Genomic DNA, 25,553 nt, shown 5'->3' on the forward strand with positions numbered 1-25,553 from the left:
TATCTTGAACAAAGTTGAAAGGCTTGACATAAACTGAAGTCGTAGTATATGCCTATGGATTTGCTAAGAAAATAGTTGGTTTTAAAAAGTTCTTTGTAATTCAGGAAGAACAGATAATTATATTATCGAGTTTCCTGAGAATATATTTTAATACCCAAAAAAATATGGTGACTATGACTGTTATCACTTAAAATGGAAGTTTCCCTTTAGAACTTTTTTTAGCGAATATATGAATCAAAATAAAGCACACAAGTTAACATTAAAAGAGTTAGAAAAGATTTTTAATAGTGAATATAAAAAATTATGTCTTTTAGCGTATGGTTTTATTAATGATTTAGACCTTTCTAAAGACATTGTTCAGGATGTCTTTACGAAAGTATTAGAGAAGAGGGTGCCTCTTAAAAATAAAGACAATATCGAAGGATATTTTTATACAGCAGTAAAGAATAAATGTTTGGATTTTAAGCGGAGTAAATATGCTAAAGATGTTAAAACCTATTCTTCGGAAGATTTAGAAGTTTTACAAAAGGAAAATTACCTTATATCAGAAATTATTACTCTTGAAACATCAGAGGTTGTTGAAAGAGCGATCGAATCTCTACCTGATAAATGCGCAGAGGTTATAAAATTAAGCATTGAAAATTATAAAAACCATGAAATAGCAGAAGAAATGAATATATCCATTAACACGGTCAAGGACCACAAGAAAAAGGCTTATGAGAAACTTCGAAAAATTTTAAGTTGCTTAATAATTAAATAAAACTTTTTTAATTTCTTACCACTCCCTTTCTTTTTCTTTACGCTATTATTATATACATCTATTATTAATTCTTTAGAATCATGGACAATTTAGATAAAATTAAATCACTTTCTAAGAAGATCGCTGCTTCACTATTAAAGGGTGCCCTCCCCATCGATTTAGAAGAATTTGATACACTCACTAAAGAAGATAAAAAACGTATAATATTTAATGTTATTAATAAAAATAAAAGAGAGGAACGATTACAATTTAAAAATAAATTAAATACGCAAGAAGCCTGGGATGCCATAATAATTAATCATAACAAGCAAAGAGCAATCAAACGAAGAACGTTTTGGTACAGTGCGGTTGCAGCATCTTTGGTCATTCTACTTGGTATTACTTTTCTTTTAAATAAAGATTACGAATTGTGGATTGATACGGTAATTGCAGCTGAGAAAACAATAAAGGCAGGTACGGACAAAGCAGTTTTAACATTGGCAAACGGTTCTGAAGTGCAATTAGAAAAAGACCAGCCTTACCAATCAAATACCATGACCAGCAATGGTGAAGAACTAATATACGTATCTAGAGAGCAGGTAAACAAAATAGAAACAGAAGCAAAGGGAATTGCCTATAATATGCTAACAGTTCCTAGAGGAGGGCAATTTCGAATAATATTATCAGATGGCACTAAAGTTTGGCTAAATTCGGAATCCCAGCTTAGATATCCGATCATGTTTAATGATTTTGAAACTAGGCGGGTTGAACTTCTTTACGGTGAAGCCTATTTTGATGTGTCCTCGAGTACATTACATCATGGTACTAAGTTTAATGTGTCTAACCAATTTCAGGAAATCGAGGTTTTAGGAACTGAGTTTAACATCAGAGCCTACAAAGAAGAAACAAACATTTATACCACCTTAATTGAAGGTAAAGTGGTTATTAAAAGTCAGGATAAGGAACAAGTTCTTGAGCCAGCTCAGCAACTAAATCTAAATACTAAAAATAATGACATTAATATAGAAACAGTCGATAATATGCATAATGAAATTTCATGGAAAGAAGGAGAGTTTAGTTTCCAAAACAAAACCTTAAAGGATATCATGAAAATCCTTTCTCGTTGGTACGACATGGAAGTGATATTTGAAAACAAAGATGTAGAAGTTAAAACGTATACGGGATCGTTCAACAAAAGCAATTCAATAGAAGACGTTTTGTCTGTCATTAAATACACAAATGACATTAATAGCTATTATATAAAAAATAAAATGCTAATTATTAGATAGATAATCGGGTAAAAAACCTAAAACACTGTTTTAATGAATGAGTTAATAGCCTATAAAGATTAACCAATGGTAAACTAATAAATAAATAACCCTTACCAAATTAAAGTATAGAAAGTGGAACGTAGTTGATACCCAAAATAGTAAGATGCTGCACTCTTTCTTTTAGTATTTATTACTTAGTTAAAAATTTAACTACGGTAGTAATTAAACTACAGAAATTACATTAACTAATATTTTATCTAACGAAAACTCTCTCAAAATATATTATACGCACATTAAAACTATTGTTTTGTATCGCTTTGTTCATTTTTATACCGGGGCATACATACTCTCAAAATACCGAGGTTAAAATAGATTCAACCTTGGAAGTGACTGTAAGTCAGGTATTCGGTATTATTAAAAACCAAACAGGTTATTTATCTTTTTATAGTGAAAGTTGGTTTGACGATTGCCCTAAAGTAATACTCAAAAAAGGAACTATTCATTTCGAACATCTATTGAAGAAAAGTATTCCTTCAGAAGGTTTTAGTTATAGAGTAAAGGAGAAGAAAAAACGTATTTTAATTAGGAAGAAAGCGATTAAAAATAAACCAGAGGAAAGAATAATTTTTGGTGTTGTAAAAGATCGGTCAGGCCAGGTGATACAAGGTGTCAATATTTTTATAAAGGGGTCGACCAAAGAAGAAGCCGTTACCGGTTTGAACGGATCGTATTCAATCATGGTTACACATTCGAAGCCTGTTTTAGTGTTTTCATTAATGGGATATAAAACAAAGGAGGTTACCATTAGAGGTCGAAATAGTGTTAATGTAGCTCTTAAAGAAGATATTAAAGAACTGGATGTTGTGAAAATCACGAAGCGCAATAACAAAAGATCTCATCGAAAAAAACCGGGGAGTGTTTATAAGATAGATGCCAAAACTATTGGAAGGCAGCCGGTTAATAATCTGTTAGCGGCAATAACTGGCTACTTTTCCGGAGTCAATATTACTCAAAAAACCGGGTTACCTGGAGGTGGTTTTGACGTAGCTATACGTGGTAAAAACTTTATAAATTCCACTTCAGAGCCGTTGTTTATTATAAATGATATACAGTACAGTTCCGAATCGTTATCACTTTCTGTAGTAAATGCAATTTTACAGAAAGAAAGCCCATTGGGTTTGATTAACCCTATGGATATAGAAAGTGTCGAAGTACTTAAGGGTGCCGAAGCCACAGCATTTTATGGTTCCCGGGGAGCCAACGGTGTGGTACTTATCACAACTAAAAGAGGAAAAGCAGGGAAAACCCGGACTAAAGTAAAGATTACAACCGGGTTAGCGAACGTGTCACGCTATATAGATTTATTAAATACACAGCAGTATTTGGAAATGCGATCAGAAGCTCTTACAAATGATGGCTTTGCACTTGAGACGGCACCTCATTTCATACAAGATATTATGCCGGACTTATTTGAGTGGGATCAAAATCGCTACACAGATTGGCAAAAAGTACTTATTGGAGGTACAGCAAACCGTAATATGGGGTACATATCTTTTTCCGGAGGCACTAAACAAACGCAATTTTTATTTAGTGGAAGCTATCAAAATGAGACCACCGTATTTCCAGGAAACTCGAAATACTTAAAGGCATCTATGCAGAGTAATCTTAATCATCAGTCGTCAAATGGACGTTTTCAGGTAGATGTTTTAACAAACTATATTTTTGACGACAATCGCCTTCCGCTTGCTGATCTTACGAAAGAAGCTAATAATCTGGCACCAAATGCTCCAGAACCCTATAACGATAAAGGTGTTTTGAATTGGGAAGGATGGACTCCAACTTTGGTGGGTAATCCTTTTGGAATGTTAGAAGGGGAATATCGGACAAAGAATAGAAGTCTTTTATTAAATCTGGTAATTTCTTATCGCCCTATCCCGGATTTAGAATTTAGAACCAATTTGGGTTATACAGACTACCACAAGGAGGAGTATAAGGTATCTCTACATACAAGGTTTAATCCGGCTTTTGGATTAACAAGTACTACTGGGTCGTCTATTGTTACAAATAATGCTTCACGCCAATTCTGGAATGTGGAGCCACAAATTAAGTGGAAAAAGGATTTGGGTAAGGCAAATTTCATTGCCCTTTTTGGAACCACATTTCAGCAAAGTCTAACAAACCGTGTTTTCATATCTGCAGAAGGATTCCAGAACAACAGTCAAATCCTGAATGTTTTTGCAGCCGATAGAATCACAGATGGCTTTAATAATAAAACCAAGTATAATTATCATTCTGTATTTGGGAGACTAAATTTTAATTGGGCAGGAAAATATACTATGAACCTTGTAGGGCGTCGAGATGGTTCCAGTAGATTTGGACCGGCGAAACAATTCGGTAATTTTGGAGCAGTTGGAGCGGCCTGGGTCTTTTCAGAAGAAGTCTTTTTAAGGAATCACCGGATTTTAAGTTATGGAAAACTACGCACCAGTTATGGAATAACAGGTAGTGATAATATTAAGGATTATGCCTTTTACAATACCTATAGGACTTTTTATAATGCAAACTATATTGGGGCGACACTATTACCGGACAAGTTGTACAACCCAGATTTAGGATGGGAAGAAACCAAAAAGTTTGAAGTTGGTCTAGAATTGGGCTTTCTAGATGATCATATATTATTTACGGCGGCATGGTATAGTAATCGTTCTTCCAACCATTTGCAGGGAATTCCTTTACCTCAAACAACAGGTTTTAATTCTTTGAAGGCTAACTTTGATGCTACAGTAAAGAATACAGGCTTTGAAATAGATTTTCGTTCTGCAAATGTTATAACCCCCAATTTTAAATGGACCACGTTTTTTAATATTTCAATACCTAAGAATAAGCTGGTGAAATTTGACGCTTTGGAAGATTCTACTTTTGCAAATCAATATGTGGTAGGATGGCCATTAAATATTGAAAAGCTATACCATGTAACAGGTGTTAACCCCGAAACAGGTGTATATCAATTTGAAGATTATAATGAAGATGGGGTTATAGATCGAAGTGCTGCATCTCAAGATCGTCAATGGATTGAGGATATGGCTCCAAAATTTCATGGAGGTTTTAATAATGTTTTTAATTACAAGGCGTTGAACCTAGAGATTTTTCTCCAGTTTAAGAAACAAAGAGAAACCAATGTTTTTTACAATTTTAGACACCCTGGTGATTTTTCTAATCAGCATACGTCTATACTGAATCGTTGGCAAGAAAATGGAGATCAGGCTCCGATACAACGTTATACTTTAGGTCAAGGTGCTGAAGGAATAGAAGCGATCACAGCTTCTTTCAATTATCGAAATAGTAATGCGCAGTATACAGATACATTCTTTGTTCGATTAAGAAATGTCTCATTAAGTTATACCATTCCTAAACAGCCTTTTTCTAGTTTAGATGCCAGTATCTATCTACAAGCACACAATCTTTTAACAATTACCAAATCCTTAAAAGCAGATCCGGAACAATCCAGTACCATGACGCTTCCTATATTGCGATATTTAACACTGGGATTGGAGCTAGATTTTTAACATAAAAAATAAGATGTTTATGAAATTATTGTGTTTAATTATTTTGTCTCATATTTGTGCCTTTTGTATTGTTATCCTCTATAAAATAAGATATATTACTTTCGTAAACAGACAGTAATTTTATTTGATATCATTGGAATACAATTAATTGCATTTTGTTTTTTTATCGAAAAAACGAACATATCTTCTTTAGGTCAGAGAAATAATTATATTTTTGAGTCAAAAAAAAATATCATCTTAAAAAAGTATCCAATTATTTGATTCTTTTTAAATATGATAATAAAAGCGAAAATAACCCCAATTCTTAATAAGATGTACAAAATATTATTAGCTCTAATTATTATTTTTCCTTTAAATGTATTCTCGCAAAAGCTTGGTTGTAAAGAAAAACTAGAAGCACAACTGCTGAGCAAAATAAAACCTTATAAATCTAAAAATCTTGTACCTTATTATTTAGAAAAAGATAAAAAATGGGGGTTTCTACATAAAGAATCAAGAAAAAAAATTACAGAGCCCATTTTTAAGAAGCCTATTTTTTTTAATCCAAGACTTGTTGCAGATCACGCTTTTGAAACAAAAGGCAATGAAGATGGTTGTTATACCATTTTACATGGCTCAAAAAAGAACTATGATGTTTATTATGTTTCAGAAGGAGATTATGGCATCTCGGAGCAAGTACATAATGAGTCTTTTAAAGAAGCAGGAAACAATAGAGAAATGATTAATAATGACATTTCTGGTTTTGAAGTTAATGAAAAAGGAGCTATCATTTCTTATAATAGTAAATACTATGACTTTAACAATAATAAAGCTCGAATTGATAGATATGCCATCAAATTTAATGAAAAGTACTATGCTGTAGTGAACAAGCATGAAAATTATACAACCACTTATTCAATTATAAATCAAGACGGAAATGTAATTGAAGGATTTGAGAATATGCGCAAACGTCCTATTTACAAATATACTTTCGCTACCCCAGAGGATTTATGGTTTTTGATTGAAATAGAGAATAATAGTTTAGGCTATGTTTTTAGATCTGTAAATCAAAAAGAATCCACCGAAAAATTTAAACATCCATATAGCATGACCATATTACCCAAAACCATTGGTTATGCAATTTTGGTTACAGAAAAAGGCTATGGCGTAATGGATTTAACAACAATGGAATGGAGAATTGAACCTTCATCAGAAAATGTATTCTACGCCTTATATTATGCTTCATCAGAATTGTTGTTAGACAAAAATTATCCAGAGCATATTATCCCAGAGATTCCTGTTGAAAAGATAAACGAAAACAGAAAAAAATCGAACATTTATATTCTAAATTCTAAAGAGCAATTTTATGATTTAGATCTTAATCTTTATACGGTCAAGAGGTGAGTCTCTAATTATTTACTGAAGAAAAAATTAAAGCATTTTTTTATAATTTTAATTCGTTTTTATTTCAGTTCATCATTTTCTTTAAGAAAACCGAATATTTTTTTATCTACTTCAGATATAATGTTTAAATCTTTATAATTTAACCTGAGTTCGACGTAACCATAACACTGTTATGCTGAATTCCAGTGATTTAATTTAAGTGTCGGGTTGAGCCTTTCGACTCCGCTCAAGACAGGCTAAAGTCGAAACCTATTTAAAATTATAGGTTTTAATGAGCTTTCGTTAAGCTTCGCTAGGTATCTTCAATATAAAATACATTTTATATTTCGATAATGCTCAAGGTGACAAGTAACATTTTTAGTGTATTTATCGTTAAAATTAGACTGCTTTTAAATCGAGTTAATTAATACAAAGCCTGAGTAATAAAATGGAATATATGTAATTCGAATAGAATCAAATCCATGTGAATTATAAATGCTCTGTAAATTCTAAATAGTTCTATACCAACTTAATGTTCTTTAATTTTTTGAAGGAAATCTACTAAGACAACTGCTCGTTTAAGGTTCATCTTCTTTCGAATTCTACTTCTACTAGTATTTATTCCTTCTACCCCTATTCCCATGATTTGAGACATATCTTTACTTGAAAAACCTAACTTAACAAAGGCACATATTTTTAAATCTGTTTTTGTTAATAATGGAAACTCATCTTTTAAGATTTTAAAAAAGCTATGATTTAAGGCAGTAAAATGCATATCAAACTCTTCCCACTTTTTAGATCTATCTATTTTTAAAGATCTAATGATTTTTCTAATTATAGGTGTATTGGCTTCTTTAAATTCAATTTTATTGAGTTGCTCTTTAATATCTTCCTGTAAGTTTTCTTTTTCCATTAGTTGAAGAGCAGACGAAAGTAATTCCTTGTTTTTTAATTCTAATTCTTTTTTTTGCCTTATATGCTCAGCTCTTTTTTCATCTTCTATAAACTCTTTCTCTATTTTTTGCTTTTTAATTTTCCTAAAAAAGTAAATTAATATCCCAATAATTAAAAGAACCAAGCTACTTATGTACATCACAGATTTTAAAAACCAAACATCTTTTTTACTTTTAAGAATTATAAGCTTTTGTTCTGCTATTTGTTTTGCATTTTTATCTCTTATTTCAAATAATACTTTATTCTGCATACTTCTACTTCCAAATAAGCTATCATTCATAGATTTTGATTCTAAAAGATAACTATACGCTTTTTTAAGCATATCTCTTTTATGGTACAATTCTGCTAAATTTTCTAAAAGTTCTACTTTAATATCTATATGTATTTTTTGCGAATTGATTTGTTGCAAACTTTTTTCATAATATAGAATGGCATTTTCATAGTTTTTAGTTTTAAAAAAGAAATTTCCAAGACTTCTGTTTAGTAAACAATTAATATGATCTTTGGGGTCTGTAATTTTACCTTTTATATCTAACAGAATAGATTTTGCTTGTTCAAACTTATACATTAATATATAGCAATCTGCAAGTCCTAACTGGGTATATAAAAAGCTTAAACTGTTTTCAAGACCGTTTTGCTTTATATAATTAATGCTCTTTATTAAAATTTCTTCAGCTTTAATTAAGTTATTATTCCCTCTGGACTCTAACCAACTATGCATAGAGTTTAATTTATTGTTAAGTTGAATTTTATCTTGATGCTCATTAATATCTTTAGCAATAGATTCATAATTCGAATAAAAAACTGCGTTTGCTTTTTCTATTTGCTCAAAAATTAAATACAAACCCAATTGCTGATACAATAATTCTACTCTATAACTTATAAATTCTTGTTGTTTTATTTTAGGATTAATATTTTTAATCAAATCATAGGCCTTTTGATATTGACCTAATCCCATATAGCGTTTTACATCTAAAATTTTAGAATGAAATTCTTCTTTTAAATCTTTATGGGAATTATTAATAACATCTTTTGCTACTATTTTTTGTTGCCCTATAATTGAATATTGGAAAGAATTAAAAAATAAAAAGAATAATATCAAAATTTCAATATGCTTATATTTAATATTCACTGTGCAATATTTAAAATTATATAATTAATTGTAAATCAACAATATATAATATTTTTTGTAAAAAAACATTATATGATAACATTAAAAAAATTAAACTGCTTAGTTAATACTAATATTTAAAATTAGAATCCATTATTGTATTTTCTCAAATTTACAATCAATTATATGATTTATTAATTTGATAATTATGAAACATAATATAAAAACCAATATTAAAAACTATTTTTTTTTATTACTCGTAATGATTTCTTTACCTTTTTTAGTTAACTGTTCTGATACTAAAGAACCCGAATCTATAAAAAGCAATCCTATTGCAGAAGAAGAGGAAGAAGAAGAAACTACAGGTACTGATGATAGAGCAAATAGAATTTTTAATCTAAATCCTGAAATTCCTGAAGAATTTAGAGAACGTAACGGTCTCCCTAACTTTTTTTCTAAAGTAAAAACAGGTAAGGATGTTACCGTTGCTTATTTAGGAGGAAGTATTACCAATCAAAATGGATGGAGACCTTTAACTTTTAACTGGATTAAAGAACAATATCCAACAGCCACATTAACTGAAGTTGAAGCCGCTATTTCGGGAACAGGTGTAGATTTTGCTGCTAGTAGAGCAGAAGTTGATCTTTTAGATTATAATCCAGATTTAGTCTTCGTTGAATTTAGAGTTAACGGTGGTGTTGCTGATATTTCCAGGTCAATAGAAGGTCTAGTTAGAGAAATCAGAGCTAAAAACCCTGAAACAGATATTTGTTTTGTATACACGATTGGAGAATGGATGTTAAATGATTTACAAAATGGGAAGCAATATTGGATTGGCAAGGTCATGGAAGAGGTTGCTAATAAATATGGAATTCCATCTATAGACTTTGGAGTAGAGGTTGTTAAATTACTTAAAGAAGATAAACTAACTTTTAAAGCTCCTGCTCCTGAAAGTGGCAAACTATATTTTTCCAAAGATGGAGTTCATCCTAAAAAAGATGGTTATGAGCTTTATGCTAACACAGTGATTAAGTCATTTATAGCTATGGAAAATAACGATAAGCCTTTAACTCATGCTATGCCTACCCCAGTTAAAATCAATCATTTTCAAAACGCATCTTTAATTCCAATTACTAATGCTACTACTAATACTAATTGGAGTACCGTTAACATTAATACAGATGCTATTTACAGAAGTGATCGAGACAGAACTAATGGTATGCTAAGAGGTGCTTTAAAAACAGATAAAGTAGGGGAAACACTAACAATAAATTGGGAAGGAGTTTTAATAGGCTTTACTACCATACCATTAAATACTGGAATGGAAGTGGAAATAAGCACAGATGGAAGTACTCCAAAAAAAATAACACTGAATGATGGAGAGGGAACTATAAAGTTTGCGCAATTTTTTTACGCTCCTGAAACTTCTCAAGGCTCACATACAACTACATTGAAAGTGACCAATTTACCTGAAGATACATCTTTTTATTGTGGACAATTTATCATTTTTGATTTACCTAATTAACGTGAATCTTGCTTAAGAATTCAACTTTTAAAAAGGGAGGTGGATCCCGATGAGATCGGGATTCGGAGGGTTATATTTGTTTGTTATTTTTAATAAAACGCCTCTTTCTCCCGCTTCGCAAAGTCTCCCGACTTTGAGGTCACTATAATTCCAAAAATATTCACATAAAGTTTTCATTTTTAATACTGATTATATTTTGTAATCTTCTTTCAAATTTTATACGCTTTGTTTATTAATGTTCCGCTAAGTCATGAGACTTTGCGGAGCGGTGAAATTCGTTCTAGAGGGTAGAAAGTTTTATTATTTAGATTAAAAAGTCTAGTTTTTCGGGAGGAGGTGAATTGTGTAATTATTTTATTTATCATATGGGCTTCCCTAAAAATTAAATAATATTCTTCTATCTTTGTGATACTATCAAATGATACTATTATAAATGAAGCCACCTTATCAGATTACCGATAACACTTTAAAATTAGTTGTAGCCATTTCAGAACGACTCGGTGAAATTAGTGCAACTCATTTATACAAACCACCGACCGAATTACGAAAAAAGAACCGTATTAAAACCATACAATCCTCTTTAGAGATAGAGGGTAATACGCTAACAAAAGAACAGATTACGGCACTTTTAGAAAATAAGCGAGTAATTGCACCACAAAAAGATATTTTAGAGGTTCAAAACGCTATAAAAGTGTATGAGCAGTTACGAACGTTTAATCCAAATAAATTAAAAGATTTAGAAAAAGCTCACAAAATTTTAATGAATGGCTTGATTGATGGTGCAGGAAAGCTACGAACTATAAATGTTGGTATTGTTAAAGGCTCAAAAGTAGAACATCTTGCCCCAAGTGGAGATATGGTTAAAGGTCTCATGAATGATTTGTTTAACTATCTTAAAACAGATAACGATGTTTTGCTTATCAAAAGTTGTGTATTTCATTATGAGTTTGAATTTATACACCCCTTTTTAGATGGTAATGGTCGTATGGGTAGATTATGGCAAACTCTAATTTTAATGCAACAATATCCAGTATTTGAATTTCTACCAGTAGAAAGTCTTATTAAAGAAAATCAGGAGGAATATTATAAGGTATTGAGTATGTCTGATAAATCGGGGCATTCTACGCCATTTATTGAGTTTATGTTAAATATTATACTTCAAGCCTTAGAAAACCTATTGAAAATGCAGAATAGAACGCTTACAACACAAGATAGGATTGAACTATATAAAGATATCATTAAAGAAAATCAATTTAGCCGCAAGGACTATTTGCAAAACTTTAAAGATATAAGCCAAGCTACTGCAAGCAGGGATTTAAAATGGGCTGTAGAACAACAAACGTTGTCTAAAACCGGAGATAAAAGATTAACTAAATATCAATTTAAATTTTAAGGAAGTATAAGGTCATTGCTAGGGAATGTTATTCCCGCTCTGCAAAGTCCCCGACTTTGAGGTCACTATAATTCCAAAAATATTCACATAAAGTTTTCATTTTTAATACTGATTATATTTTGTAATCCTCTTTCAAATTTTATACGCTTTGTTTATTAATGTTCCGCTAAGTGATGAGACTTTGTGGAGCGGTGTCTTTATTTTGTAAATGTAGCTGCGTGTTTCTGTATGCTAGTGAGTATCCGAGAGTGTATTAAAGATGAGATTTGTTTTCTTTACTGTGGATTTAATTTCTATAAGATGAAAATATATTAAAACTCCAATATAACTAAACAATTTTTTAGACCTTTAGTCGATGTAACTTGCTTACGGTTTAGTTTCTGCTATTTTTGTATATTTTGTATCTAAAATTCAAATCATAAAAACTATATATGATTATAAAACAATCTTTTTTTCTAATTATTCTTTTTTTAGGATTATCTATAAATGCTCAAAGAAATGATTTTGAAAAGAATATTACTGAATTAGAACTAAAAATTAAACAATCTGTAAACGCTGAACATCTTAAATGGTTGGATAGTTTAACCACTTTAGTAGAATTTGATGAAGCGCTTAAATATGATTCTATAGCAAGAAAAACCATTACATATGCTTTAAAGTTAGATTCCCTAAACATTGCAATAACAAATACAAGTAAACTTATTCATTACCATAGTAATATAATGGGAGATTCTGAAGAAGGGTTGCGAATATTTAAAGATTTTTTGAGTACTATAGAAGCGGTAACATCTAATGCTATTAAAGGAAGGTTTTATCTCTATGGCGCAGATTCATATGCTGGTCAGGTTGATTTTGATATGGCTTTTAAATATTATGATCTAGCTAAAGATTGCGCATTGAAAGCAAGTAATCAGTCGTTATTGGGGACTATAGCTTTAAAAACTGGAGGTGTTTTAATGGAAATGGGAGAAGCAGTTGATGCCTCAAAACACATTCAGGAAGCTATTAGAATTTTTGCTATAGAGAAGGATACATTAAACTTAATAAATGCTAAAAATGACATTTCAATTTTATACAGTCAAAATGCATTTTATAAAGAAGCAGAAAAAGAGCGTAATGAAGCCATAGCTTTATCGAATACGTTTAAACAAGAAACTGCAGTATCATTACTTTATTATAACGCAGCGGCAGATTATAGATTAATTGACGATCAAAAAAAACGTATATCAAACTTACGATTAGCACTAAGGCATAATAATTCTGAATTCAGACGTTTTTACGAACCTTTCTTTTTGTGTGATTTAACGATAGCTTTGGCAGAAAATGATAGTATAGAAAAAGCAGAACAATATTTCGATAAAATTAAGAGTGATCCAGATACATACTCCGAAGGTATTCAAAAAGAGATGTATATCGAAGTTCTAAAACAAATGGCTTTAGGGAAAAATCAGTTTAAAGAAGCTATTGATTATGGAAAACAGCATTTAGCATTAAAAAGGGTGCACAAAGGGTATGTAGAAATAATGAATGCTGAAAAGTTTTTGTCTGATATTTACAAAAAGACTAATGATAATAGAAACTCAGAAAAACACTTAATTAATTACTATAAAATAAAAGACTCCATATCTAAAGTTCAAAATGTAAAGTCATTAACTTATTATCAAACGTTGTATGAAACTGAAAAGCGTGATTTAAAAATAAAAGCTCAAGAAAGTGATATTGCCTTATTAGATGAAAAGAATAAAGTAAAAAATCAATGGCTATTATTTGGAGGTTTAGGACTTTTAGCAGTATTTGGCATTGTCTTGTTATGGCGATCTAGAAATGCAGCAAGAAAACGCGAACAATTGCAAGAACAATTTTCTCAAGACCTTTTAACTGCACAAGAAGAAGAACGAACTAGGGTATCTAAAGATTTACATGATAGTGTTGGGCAGCAATTGACATTAATTAAAAAGAAGGCTCAGAATTTGAAGCAAGAAGAATTATCTACCATGACAAATAATGCTTTAGAGGAGGTAAGAAGTATATCGAGAGGGTTATTTCCAGCTGCATTAAAGCAATTAGGTTTAACAGAAAGTATTCAACAATTATTAAATGATTTAGATGAAGAAACCGATATGTTTTTTTCTGTAGAGATTGATGATATTGATAACGAGTTTAATGAAACAGAAACACTTAATTTGTATAGATTTATTCAAGAAACGGTAACAAATGCTTTAAAACATGCTAAGGCTAAAACACTAACCGTAAACATTATAAAACATAATAATACTGTAGAAGTTTTAATAAAAGACAACGGAGTTGGTTTTGATAATGTGGCGTCTGTAAAGCAACATAGTCTAGGTTTAAAAACTATAGCAGAACGCATACGTATGTTAAAAGGCACCCTGTCAATAAAAAGTAAAAAAGAAAAAGGAACGCAGGTTCTAGCTCAAATACCAATAGTATAATTATGGAAATTTCTGTTTTAGTCGCCGATGACCACCCGATGTTACTCAGAGGTTTAGTAGATGAACTTAAATCGTTTAATTATAATATCATTTCTTCAGTAGAAAATGGTGCAAAAGCTTTAGATGACATTATTTCATTACAACCAGATATTGCCATTTTGGATATAGAAATGCCTTTGTTATCAGGTTTTGAAGTTATTCAAAAATGTTTGGATAAGCAACAAACAACAAAATTTATCATCCTGACATCACATAAACAAAAAGGCTTTATTTCAAAAGCGCAAAAACTTAATATCCAAGGGTACATTTTAAAAGATGAACCATCAATCGAACTCCATAAATGCATTCAGGAAGTTTTTAAAGGAGGCACATACTTTAGCTCAGAATTCAATAAAATACTTGAGAATCAGATTTCACCAGAAATTGAAAAAATTAAATTTTTAAGCCCATCAGAACGTACTATTGTCCGATTGGTGGCACAGGGGAAATCTTCTAAAGAAATTGGAGAGTTATTAAGCATATCCAGTAGGACTGTAGAAAAGCACCGCTCCAATATCATTCGTAAATTAGACCTTTCAAACGAAATGGATGCCCTTAGTTCTTGGGCTCAGGAACATAAAGAGCTTATACTTTCCATATAAATTCGGTAAGCAATTTTCATGTCAAACGCTACGTAGGGTTACGTAGTATTTGCAAGTGATACGTATTGTTATAGAATACCCCTAGTTATACCTTGCACTAGCATTGGATGTATATCCTTTCCTCAAAAAAGAGTATAACGAATTAACAATAATAACCATGAAAACAAAATTTACACTTTTAACGCTATTAATGCTTTTTACAGCAACTTTTAATTATGCACAAACCTCTGCAGAAATAGCAGATATAGCTGTACAAGGTATAGCAAGAGATGGCAATAATACAGCTAAAACAAATGCTACTATTTCTTTAACGTTTGAGTTGTATTATTTAGATGCCAATAACGGTAATACTAAAGTAGTTATTGGTAATCCAGAAACTGTTAATTTGACGACAGATGCCTTTGGCGTGTTTTCACATATTATAAGTCCAGCGGCAACTAATAATCCCATATTTGCAAACCAACAGGTGTATTTAAAAATAAGTGAAGGGCAACAGGTCATTTCAGAAGAAAAGTTAAAACACGTGCCTTATGCTATAGCCGCCAATAACGGGGTGCCAACTGGGGCTATTATGCCTTTTGTAGGAACAACAGCTCCAACAGGTTGGGTGTTATGCGATGGGAGGTCTTTAGTAGGAATCAATGGCTCACAAAAACTTATTGACTTGTTGGGCAGTAACATTGCCCCAAATTTACAGGCCATGTATTTGCGAGGTGCCGGTTCTCAAGCTTATGAAGGTACCAATTATGCTGGCATCGCTTTAGGAGTTAAACAAAAGGATGGCTTTCAATCTCATGATCATACAGCGGGAAGCTTAGAAGCGGCCAATGCGGGGCAGCATACACATGATTTAAGACAACCTTTTCGTTTCTTTGAACCTAGAAATGGGGGTAGTTCTGGAGCCACAAATGCTTTTCAAAACCAATCTGCTGCTGGAACAGGAACAGTTAATGATGGTGCCCTAGCAGCTGGCATTCATTCTCATCAAATCACAGGACTAACCGGGGCTACAGGTACACTAGGTGAAACACGTCCTGTAAGTTACGGTGTTAACTACATCATTAAACTATAAACTATAGGGTGATGAGAAAAAAAATACTAACTCTGTGTTTAGGGCTACTGGTTACAGGACTCTGGGCGCAACAAGATGATGGTGCCAAAATGGTTACCACATCGCAGGCCGTACAAAACAATGGTTATACCATTCAAGTTGGTGTACCTTATTTAGGAACCAGCAATGTTGCCAATAACACCGATGCCCGTTTTCCATGGGACATATTATACATTTTTGGAACATTTGCAGAGGAATCTTTTGATGTATCTAAAGGTTATTTCGGCGATAAAGTACTGCTGCAATGGGAGCTAAGAAATAACTTCAATTTAATTACAACCATAGAAATATCACGTAGAGAACTAGGGAGTAGCTCACAATTTCAGTTTGTAGGCAGCGTATCACCTAACGAAACCCAATACGAAGATAAATATGTGGATGGTGGTGTACTGTATGAATATAAAGTATTGGCAAAAGGTGTAAGCCAAACCGAAGAATTATATACTAACTTCATCACAGGTGTAGGGTTTAGAAACCCAACAGCCATAGTAACAGGAAATGTAAGTTATAAAGGCGGCAACCCGGTGCAAAATGTAACTATTACAGCAGAGTCTGATGGGAGCGTTGTAAGTTATGGCAGTGGTTTAATTGTACCAGAATCTAACCAACTAAGTATAGCTAACTTAAATAAGCCTATAGATAAGACTACAACTTTACAAGCATGGGTGCGACCCGATGTGCCTTATGTAGATGATAGTGGAAATGCTATAAGATTGTTTAGACTCAACGAGAAAAACGGAAATAATATTGATGTTACCGTTAATTTAAAAGAAACCTCTAAAACTTTAGAAGTTAGTATTGGAGGTAACCTTTATATCATTCAAAACGTTTACCCATCTGGAGATATAGATGCTCGAGGGAATGATATCATGATACCAGTATCAGATTTTAACAGCAATTTTGTACATATTACTGCCCAGTTAGAAGATAATAAAGAGCCTTTATTGTTTATAAATGGGCGCCCTATGACTGCGGCTTATAGGGATGCAGCACATGCTGCCAGAGCTGAAGTAGATGATGAAGATACCTCGCCGTATTTAGAAATAACGGTTCTAACAGTAACAACAATGTTTAATGTAGGAAGCGGTATTTGGGAAAATGTATTTATAGGAGGAGGAAAAACGGCGTTAATTGATGAAATACGTGTTTGGAAGAGTATAGAAGCCGCTTCAGATATTCGTACCGATTATAAGCGATACATCAGTGGAAACGACCCGGATTTGGTGGCCTATTTAAGTGCTAACGAGAATACAGGAGGCTATGCTTATGATGCCTCACGAAACGGATTCAATTATAACAAAAATCACGGTAGTTTAAACATCCAGGGTATAAGTAACGATATCTCTTTTGTGTCTGGCGCAGGCAATATTCCATCGTCCAGCCAATTAGGTATTTTGGGAGTTACCGATGTTAACGGTAATTATGAAATCAATGCGATTCCTTATACAGGAACAGGCGAATCATTTAAAATTACACCTAGTTTTGGACAACATAAATTTGAGCCTAATCAGCAATTGGTGTTTTTAGGTGAAGGCTCCGAAGTGGTCAATAAAATAGATTTTACAGATACCTCATCCTTTATTTTTAAAGGCAAAATATTATATGATACCAGAGGTGTATTCCCATCAGTTGCAGAAGCAGAACAAAATATAGGTAACGGTAATACCATAGCTGGAGGTGCAGCTATTATTGATGAGAATTACAATCAATACGAAATAAATGGAGCTTTTTATAACAAAGGCGAGTATTGGTTAAACGATTTAGGGACTACTGGAAATAATGAAAAAGATGATGATCGCTTGGATTTATATGCGCGTATTCCGGTAGCAGGAGCCAACATTTATATAGATGGCAACATTGTTTTAGATGAAAATAACGTCCCTATAGAATCGGATAGCGAAGGTAATTTTGATATTAGTGTGCCTATCGGTAATCACTTTATTCGTGTTGCTAAAACCGGACATGAATTTACTTATGAAGGTAGGTTTCCGGCAGAAACTGGCACCTTCCAAGAGTTCTTTGAAGATGCCCAGGAACAAGTGGTGTTTATTGATGAAACACGTGTAATCGCTGTAGGTCGCGTGGTTGGTGGCTCTGTAGAAGCTCAAAAACCTATAGGGTTTGGAGAAAACGGATTGTTTGAGGTGCCTTATTTGGCTCCAGGTGGAGATACAACTTTAAGGGTAAGTTCTAAAAACAATATTGGAACAGCTACTATAACTTTGGAATTACCAGGAAGTGTATCGGATGTTACAAAGTTTGAGTTTCAAACCAATGAAGAATCAGGAGAATACCGTATTCAGGTAATGCCACTTAACTATGAAATTGTTGGTGGTAGTGGTTTACAAATTTCTAATGCCACTATTGGTACAAGCATAATAGCAGCAGGGACTAAGGAGACTGTTAATTTTGCAAGTATACCTCCATTATTAACTCCCGAATTTAAATATCCCGATGATGAAATTCTTGAAGGTGTACCGTATCATTTTGAGAAAAGTTTTATTTACAGATCAACACCAGTGTTACGAGTTACAGACCAAACCTCAGAAAGTGAACTTGTTTTAAAAGATGTGAATGGTGTTGACCAAACCATAAGCACTACAGGATTTAAACATCCAAACGGATCAGGAGATGATGTGCTCATTTATAAACAGTTTTCAAATTATGAAATTGTTTTAAGTACGTTTGAACGTTATGAAAATAAAGATAATCTTAATGATATTATTGAAGATATTGTACCCATAGTAGATGGTCAACTCAGTATAACTAACAATTTGGCGATACCGGAATCAGAGCTTACAGAGACCGACCCTAATGACAATAGTATTACCAAGTACTCATTTATTGGAGGTGTTCCTAATACCAATACACCTTTTACACGTAATATTAACATTCAATATGTTATAGAGGGGATACCTTACGATGCCGAAAATTATATTAGCGAAGGGATCATTTTAGGAGGAGCGAGAGATGGAACACAATCCATCCTTTCAGAAGCACCAGAGATTCCAGATATTATTTTAAGAGATCCGCCAGGGTCAAATAGTTTCGCATCTATAGAAGCTGGAGAAAGTATTAGTTTTACCACAGACAATAGTTTTTCAAGTGGAGGAGGCATTTCTCAAAGTGTGAAATTAATGTTGGGAGGTGATGTATCCATTGTTGCAGGGCCTCCGGGAGCGGGACTTATTGTAAATACCGAAGTTACCAATAGTTTAACAGGAAATATTTCAGTAGAAGCCTCTTCTAAAGATGGCAATAGTATTACCAAAACCTATACATTCAATCAAACCATATCAACCAGTGATGACCCGGAATTTGTAGGAGCTGAAGGTGATTTATATATAGGAAATTCTAAAAATTATTCTAAAGGTAGTTTTGATGATTTTCAAGCAACTTTAGATCAGGTAGGTGATCCTGGTGATAATTTTGAATTAACCAATGGCAATGGTGATAAAGTGTATTTAAATAAACAAAAAGCCTTTTATCTTGGAGAAAAGCCAACAAATACCTTCTTTGTGTATTCTCAAAAATTCATTATTACCGATTTAATTCCGGAATACGAAGCTATTGTAGAAACTTTATCAACAGGAGGTACGGTTGAAAATGCAAAACCTCAATCTTGGTATGAAAATCAAATTGATTTATGGCGCAGAATCATATTAAATAATGAACGTAGTAAATATACAGCGCTAAATGATCCTACTTTTATTGGATTAACGGCTCTAAATGCTATTAATGCATATACTGGAGACCTCCAGGACGAAATAAATAATGCACAAGTAGGTGGGCCTTATGAAAGCTTATTGCAAGAGAAATTAAAACTAGCGGATTCACAAAAAGCTTTAATCTCATCAAAATCGCAGGATAATATCACGTTCGATTCCGGTGTTGGTGAAGTGTCCAGAAGCATAGAATCTGTCGTTGTTAATACATCAACTTTAGAGTTTGATATTAACATAGAAGAAAGTTTACAATTACAGTTAGGCTTTAGTGTCAATAAATTGGGAATAGAATCTACAACAACAGGATTTGCAAGTCAGGCATTTAGTGCGTCCTTAACAGAAGAAGATACAAAGACCACTACTATTAACTACACGCTTAAGGATAATGACCCAGCTAATGTATTAAGTGTAGATATTATCAATTTGTTTGATGGTAGCGGTCCTATATTTACAACTGTAGGAGGTAGAACATCTTGTCCTTATGAAGGTGCTGAATTATCACATTATTATAACCATGCAACTTATAACCCTAACAACCCAGTTATAGAGTTGGCTCAGGGAGATAGAGAAACATTAAGTAACGCAACAGAAAGGGCAGAAGACCCTAAAATTCTTGTTGAGGTTGCTGAAATTTTTAATATCCCGGAAAGTAACAACGCAGAATTTAAATTACTACTCTCAAATAATGCAGATGCTACAAGCGATGCCGCTAGCTTTAATTATTTTGAACTTATTGTAGATAATACCACCAATCCTAACAATGCACTAATAAATGTAAGCCAGAATGGAACTGTAGTTTTTGTGCCATATGGTCAAACGGTTGAATATACGTTAACATTAGGGAAATCAGTATCCGATGTTAATGATTACGAAGATATTCGCGTTATTTTACAATCGCAATGCGATCCAGTGAATGTTTTTGATGATGTATTGATTTCTGCGCATTTTGTACCATCCTGTTCTCGAGTAGCCGTTAAAGCACCATTAGATAATTGGGTGTATAATACTAGCAGTTCAACAAGTCCGCTAACGATTAACTTATCAGAATACAATCAAGCCTTTGATAATTTTGAAAAGATAGATTTAGAATACCGTTTAGCAACAGCTCCAAATTGGACACGATTGCAAACGTTTTATAACGGAACCATACCAGCAGGTGCCACTTTGGCTTCTTCAATAACAGACGCAGAAGTTGTTTACGCTTTCGATATTGTAGAATCGGGACTGCAAGATGGTAATTACGAAATAAGAGCGCGAAGCACATGTACCAATGGTACAGAGTTTATTTCAGAAGTTATTTCAGGTAGTGTAGACTTAAAATCACCACAGCAGTTTGGAACCCCATTGCCAACCGACGGCATATTGGGTCCGGGAGAAGATTTGCGTGTGAGTTTTAATGAAAACATCTTTTATAACAGTGCCTTGAGTACCATTGAGATAAAAGGAGAAACCAATCAATTGCCAATAGATAATAGTGTGTCCTTACGTTTTGAAGGTGCTAATAACACGGCAACAATAGAAAGTCCGAGATTAGTATCAGGAGACCTGTCAGTAGAATTTTGGATGAACAATGCCACAATTGCATCAACAGCTGCTATTATCAATCAGCAAAACGGATTAAACATTCGTTTAGAAAACGGAGATATGTATGTGTCTCTTGGAGATATAATAGCCAATGGTACTATAGCAACAGATGGCTTGTTTCACCATTATACCATTACACACGACAATGCTTCAGGAAGCCTTAGTATTTATGAAGACGATAGAGATATTGGCGGTAGTACAGGGACTGCAAACACACAATTTACTAATAATAATCCATTAGTTATTGGAGGCAACACATTTATAGGGAATATGCATAGTTTACGACTATGGACTAAATCCCTAAGTTTAAGTAAAGCCTATGCTAATATCTATACGAAGTTATTAGGAAACGAAGCAAATTTAGTTGGCTATTGGCCCATGAATGAAGGACGTGGGACTATTGCAAATGATTTAGCACGATTTAAACATGCAGCAGTTACAGCAGATTGGGACATTAAACCCAAAGGTACCTCTTATGAGTTCGCCAATGGACAGTATCAGGAGTTAGATAATGTTGGTTTTGTACAATTAACCAATGAGATGGATGCCACGATATCCTTCTGGATAAAAACAGGAACGGCCCAAGAAGCCACCATATTCTCTAACGGACGTGGAAATGGAGAAGATCCAATACAATCTGTTGGACTATCGAACAAATGGGCTATAAATATGAATAGTACTGGAGCCTTATCTTTTGCAAGTGAAGGTAATAGCTATGTGTTAACAGCAGCAAGTGTGGCCGATAATAATTGGCATCATATAACCTTATTATTCAACAGAAATGGCTCTTTAAGAACCTATGTAGATGCACAACAAGTATCATCTAATCCTATTACAGATATAGGAGGTTTTTCAGGAAACCAAGCCTGGTTAGGAGCTAGAGGGTTTAAAGACCAAGGAGGTAATGAAACTGTAGACAGGGCATTTACTGGTAAAATTGATGAGTTTAGGTTATGGAATACCTTGCGTAATGTAGACCAAATATCTAGAGACCGTTTTAACGAAATGGATGTGGAAAGCATTGGACTATTATTATACGCTCGTATGAATGCACCTGATCCTGCAACAGCTAATGGGCCACGATATTATCATGCCTTTAGCAATCAAAGTGTCATACCAACAAATGCCGTATTAAGTGCAGGAGCTGTGAATTATTCAGATGATGTACCAGCCATTAAACCAGAGCGTAAGCTTATCAAATTCCAGGTGAATCATGTCATTAACGAAGATGATATGATTATTGAGCCTGCTATTTCCGACTGGGCAGCACTGGAAGGTCAAATTCTTGATATTACTGTACACAGAATGTTTGACGCATCAAATAACCAACAACAATCACCAATTACCTGGACCGCGTTTGTTCAGAAAAATGAAATGAGCTGGTTTGTTGATGGCTTTAATAATGTGGTTGATATTGTTAAAACAGGAAATGAATCACCTTCGTTTGAAATTACTATTATCAATAAAGGTGGTTTAGTACAGCCTTATAATATTGCAGGAGTTCCTAATTGGTTGTCTTTAAGCAGTACATCAGGAAGTTTAGCTCCAGATAGTAAGGTAGTCATTACTGCCACTATTGATGAAGGCCTCTCTGCTGGAGAGTATCTGGAAAATCTGTATTTGCAAACCGATTTTGGTTTAGATGAAAAACTACAATTAGAAGTTAGAGTATTAGCAGAAGAGCCAGACTGGGCGATAAACCCTAATGACTTTGATTTTAGTATGAATATTGTAGGACGTATTAGCGTCGATGGTGTATTCTCAGATGATTTATACGATAAAGTGGCTGCGTTTTCTAATGGAGAGCTTAGAGGTGTTGCGAATGTGGTTTATGATGAGTCGTATCAGGAATATTTTGTATTCCTAACGGTTTATAGCAATGCGGTATCTGGAGACCCAATTAATTTTAGTATTTGGGATGCCTCAATGGGGCAGATTGTTCAGGCAACTATTGATGCTAATGCATCAGTAACCTTTACAGAAAATAATGTGCTAGGCACACTAAGTAGTCCATCGCTTTTTGAAAACACGAGCACTGTTGAACAGGAAATAAATTTAAATCAAGGCTGGACCTGGGTGTCGTTTAATGTTAATGATGCGAATTTCTCAGATTTAAATGCCTTAACATCAGGTATGAACTTAGAAACTTCAGACCGTATGTTGAGCCATTCACCAACTCAGTTAGAAACCTATTTTAAGGATGTAAACAATGCGGCAAATAGTTCATGGAGTGGAGCTATTAGTGCGAACTCGGGATTATCAAACAACTTTATGTACAAAATGAAGTTTGCTCATGGCCAGCAATTAAGAGTTAAAGGAGGTCAAGTGGATATCGGTAGTTGGAGTTTCCCTATACAACAAAATTGGAACTGGCTACCCTATCCTTTAAGTAAGAACGTATCAGTAAACGAAGCCTTATCCACTTTTGATGCCACAGATGGCGACATTATAAAATCACAAAACCTATTTGCCATTTACGACCCCTTAAACGGATGGAGTGGAACTTTAAGCTATCTGGAAACTGGTAAGGGATATATGGTGAAATCTAGTAAAGATCAAACCTTTAAGTATGCTAATATTTTTGGAAAATCTTCAAGCACGAAGATTTCAAAAAATACTAACACGGCATTTGTGCACAAACGTACTGAACCAGAATTTGCAAAATATTCAGAGAATATGAACGCTGTGGTTTTACTGCCTGAGGGATATCATGAACTCTTTATTTATGATGAAGATGGTGTGCTAAAAGGTGAGGCAACTAACCAAATAGTAAGCGATAGAGCACTAAGTTTTATTACCATATATGGTGAACAACCAAAATCGTTAACCTTTCACATAGGTAACGGTAATATTCAAAGACCAACACAAAAAACAGTAACCTTTAAAAGTAATGTAGTGTTAGGTACGGTGGCAGACCCAGTAGTGTTGGAATCTGATATTTTAGAAAGTCTTAAAATGTATCCAAACCCGTTTAAAAATGAATTGATGTTACAGCTTAATTCTAACGAAGTAAGTAATATGGAGCTCAAACTATTCAATGTGGTAGGACAACTTGTTCATTCAGAAACACACAAAACAAAAAAAGGGCTAAATACAATTAAGCTGACTCCAAGAATTAGTAACGGCGTATACTTTTTAAAAGTGAATCTCAACAATGTAAATACAACCTATAGAATCATTAAAAACTAGAAGCTATGAAACGTATAATAACAAACATAATAGTATTCTTTTTTATAGGAATAACCGTTTATGGTCAAGAGCCAACATGGTCTGTAAACGAAAATGATTTTGAATATACCATGTCATTTGTGGCCTTTTTAAATGTAGATGGAGCAACATTAACCAGTACTAATGATAAAGTGGCGGCATTTGTAGGTGGTGAATGCAGAGGTGTTACTAACTTAATTTATGTATCAGGTAAAGATCGCTATTATGCTTACTTTAATGTGTTTTCAAACACCAATGGAGAAGCGTTGAATTTTAAAGTTTACGACTCCACCAACGATAATGTTGTGGATATAGTTAAAACAGTAAATTTTGAAATTAATGCTCTTTATGGCGATTTAGCACAAGCCTTTAGTTTTGCGAGCCCCGCTTTAAATGATAAAGCAGAACTCATTAGTTTTAATTTTAAAGATGTCACTATTAGTAATAGGAACATACAAGATAATGCCATGACACTTTATGTAGATAATGGTATAAACGTATCAGCCTTAACTTCCATTTTTGAATTAAGCACAGGTGCGCAACTGTTTAGTGAAAGTCAAAAATTAATCTCAGATAGCAACGTATTAGATTTTACCAATTCTGTCATAGTTGAAGTGCTTTCAGAAGATGAATCTACACGCAACGAATGGGAAATAACCGTAAGTTATAATGCCGTAATAGGGAATTTAACCTTTTATAAAAAAGATGCCGTGTGTTATAGTGGGGGTGCTATTAAGGTATTGTCTTCCGAAAATGGTAGCGAAGTGGTATTACTTAAAAATCAGGTGGTACAAGCTGCTCAAACCTTAAATAACGGCGAAGTTATTTTTACCAGTTTAGGTGCAGGAGATTATACCATTCAAGTTAATGGATTTGAAAAACAGATAAGTATTAATTTAAAAGAATAAAGT

The 25,553-nt window shown here is 33.3% G+C and carries 12 protein-coding genes; 11 read left to right on the forward strand and 1 reads right to left on the reverse strand.

Annotated features, from left to right (window positions below; translation table 11 throughout):
* Positions 1–229 precede the first annotated feature (229 nt).
* The 4 genes from C1H87_RS22105 to C1H87_RS22120 all read left to right on the forward strand — a co-directional run bounded on the left by C1H87_RS22105 (position 230) and on the right by C1H87_RS22120 (position 6,959).
* Positions 230–760: an RNA polymerase sigma-70 factor gene (locus tag C1H87_RS22105; protein WP_102757906.1), complete on the forward strand. Its 531-nt coding sequence runs from the start codon at positions 230–232 to the stop codon at positions 758–760.
* Between the two features lie 80 nt (positions 761–840).
* Positions 841–2,028, forward strand: coding sequence for a FecR family protein (locus tag C1H87_RS22110; protein WP_102757907.1), 1,188 nt, complete (start codon positions 841–843; stop codon positions 2,026–2,028).
* Positions 2,029–2,312: 284 nt separating this feature from the next.
* Positions 2,313–5,576 (forward strand): SusC/RagA family TonB-linked outer membrane protein, encoded by a 3,264-nt coding sequence (locus C1H87_RS22115; protein ID WP_158655325.1) that lies wholly within the window; start codon positions 2,313–2,315, stop codon positions 5,574–5,576.
* Between the two features lie 312 nt (positions 5,577–5,888).
* Positions 5,889–6,959, forward strand: coding sequence for a hypothetical protein (locus C1H87_RS22120; RefSeq protein WP_158655326.1), 1,071 nt, complete (start codon positions 5,889–5,891; stop codon positions 6,957–6,959).
* 508 nt (positions 6,960–7,467) lie between these two features.
* Here the strand turns inward: C1H87_RS22120 and C1H87_RS22130 are convergent.
* Complete coding sequence (locus C1H87_RS22130) at positions 7,468–9,024, reverse strand: helix-turn-helix transcriptional regulator (RefSeq protein ID WP_102757910.1); 1,557 nt, start codon at positions 9,022–9,024, stop codon at positions 7,468–7,470.
* A gap of 187 nt (positions 9,025–9,211) precedes the next feature.
* Between C1H87_RS22130 and C1H87_RS22135 the strand changes: the two genes are divergently transcribed.
* The 7 genes from C1H87_RS22135 to C1H87_RS22165 all read left to right on the forward strand — a co-directional run bounded on the left by C1H87_RS22135 (position 9,212) and on the right by C1H87_RS22165 (position 25,550).
* Positions 9,212–10,528 (forward strand): SGNH/GDSL hydrolase family protein, encoded by a 1,317-nt coding sequence (locus tag C1H87_RS22135; protein WP_102757911.1) that lies wholly within the window; start codon positions 9,212–9,214, stop codon positions 10,526–10,528.
* A gap of 433 nt (positions 10,529–10,961) precedes the next feature.
* On the forward strand, positions 10,962–11,921 hold the full coding sequence (locus tag C1H87_RS22140; protein ID WP_102757912.1) for a Fic family protein: 960 nt from the start codon (positions 10,962–10,964) through the stop codon (positions 11,919–11,921).
* A 431-nt stretch (positions 11,922–12,352) separates the two neighbouring features.
* On the forward strand, positions 12,353–14,374 hold the full coding sequence (locus C1H87_RS22145) for an ATP-binding protein (RefSeq protein WP_102757913.1): 2,022 nt from the start codon (positions 12,353–12,355) through the stop codon (positions 14,372–14,374).
* Between the two features lie 2 nt (positions 14,375–14,376).
* Positions 14,377–15,015: a response regulator gene (locus C1H87_RS22150; RefSeq protein WP_102757914.1), complete on the forward strand. Its 639-nt coding sequence runs from the start codon at positions 14,377–14,379 to the stop codon at positions 15,013–15,015.
* 157 nt (positions 15,016–15,172) lie between these two features.
* Positions 15,173–16,087, forward strand: coding sequence for a tail fiber protein (locus tag C1H87_RS22155; RefSeq protein ID WP_158655327.1), 915 nt, complete (start codon positions 15,173–15,175; stop codon positions 16,085–16,087).
* An 11-nt stretch (positions 16,088–16,098) separates the two neighbouring features.
* Positions 16,099–24,624 carry a LamG-like jellyroll fold domain-containing protein gene (locus tag C1H87_RS22160; RefSeq protein ID WP_102757916.1) on the forward strand — a complete coding sequence of 2,842 codons (8,526 nt, stop codon included), beginning with the start codon at positions 16,099–16,101 and terminating at the stop codon, positions 24,622–24,624.
* A gap of 5 nt (positions 24,625–24,629) precedes the next feature.
* Positions 24,630–25,550 (forward strand): hypothetical protein, encoded by a 921-nt coding sequence (locus C1H87_RS22165; protein WP_102757917.1) that lies wholly within the window; start codon positions 24,630–24,632, stop codon positions 25,548–25,550.
* Positions 25,551–25,553 lie beyond the last annotated feature (3 nt).

The organism is Flavivirga eckloniae, assembly GCF_002886045.1.
In the GTDB taxonomy this organism is placed as follows: Bacteria; Bacteroidota; Bacteroidia; order Flavobacteriales; family Flavobacteriaceae; genus Flavivirga; species Flavivirga eckloniae.

Excerpts from the sequence above, each read along its gene's own strand:
- C1H87_RS22145 (WP_102757913.1), top strand. The coding sequence starts at position 12,353 with ATGATTATAAAACAATCTTTTTTTCTAATTATTCTTTTTTTAGGATTA.
- C1H87_RS22105 (WP_102757906.1), top strand. The coding sequence starts at position 230 with ATGAATCAAAATAAAGCACACAAGTTAACATTAAAAGAGTTAGAAAAG.
- C1H87_RS22160 (WP_102757916.1), top strand. The coding sequence starts at position 16,099 with ATGAGAAAAAAAATACTAACTCTGTGTTTAGGGCTACTGGTTACAGGA.
- C1H87_RS22150 (WP_102757914.1), top strand. The coding sequence starts at position 14,377 with ATGGAAATTTCTGTTTTAGTCGCCGATGACCACCCGATGTTACTCAGA.
- C1H87_RS22165 (WP_102757917.1), top strand. The coding sequence starts at position 24,630 with ATGAAACGTATAATAACAAACATAATAGTATTCTTTTTTATAGGAATA.
- C1H87_RS22140 (WP_102757912.1), top strand. The coding sequence starts at position 10,962 with ATGAAGCCACCTTATCAGATTACCGATAACACTTTAAAATTAGTTGTA.
- C1H87_RS22155 (WP_158655327.1), top strand. The coding sequence starts at position 15,173 with ATGAAAACAAAATTTACACTTTTAACGCTATTAATGCTTTTTACAGCA.
- C1H87_RS22135 (WP_102757911.1), top strand. The coding sequence starts at position 9,212 with ATGAAACATAATATAAAAACCAATATTAAAAACTATTTTTTTTTATTA.
- C1H87_RS22110 (WP_102757907.1), top strand. The coding sequence starts at position 841 with ATGGACAATTTAGATAAAATTAAATCACTTTCTAAGAAGATCGCTGCT.
- C1H87_RS22120 (WP_158655326.1), top strand. The coding sequence starts at position 5,889 with ATGTACAAAATATTATTAGCTCTAATTATTATTTTTCCTTTAAATGTA.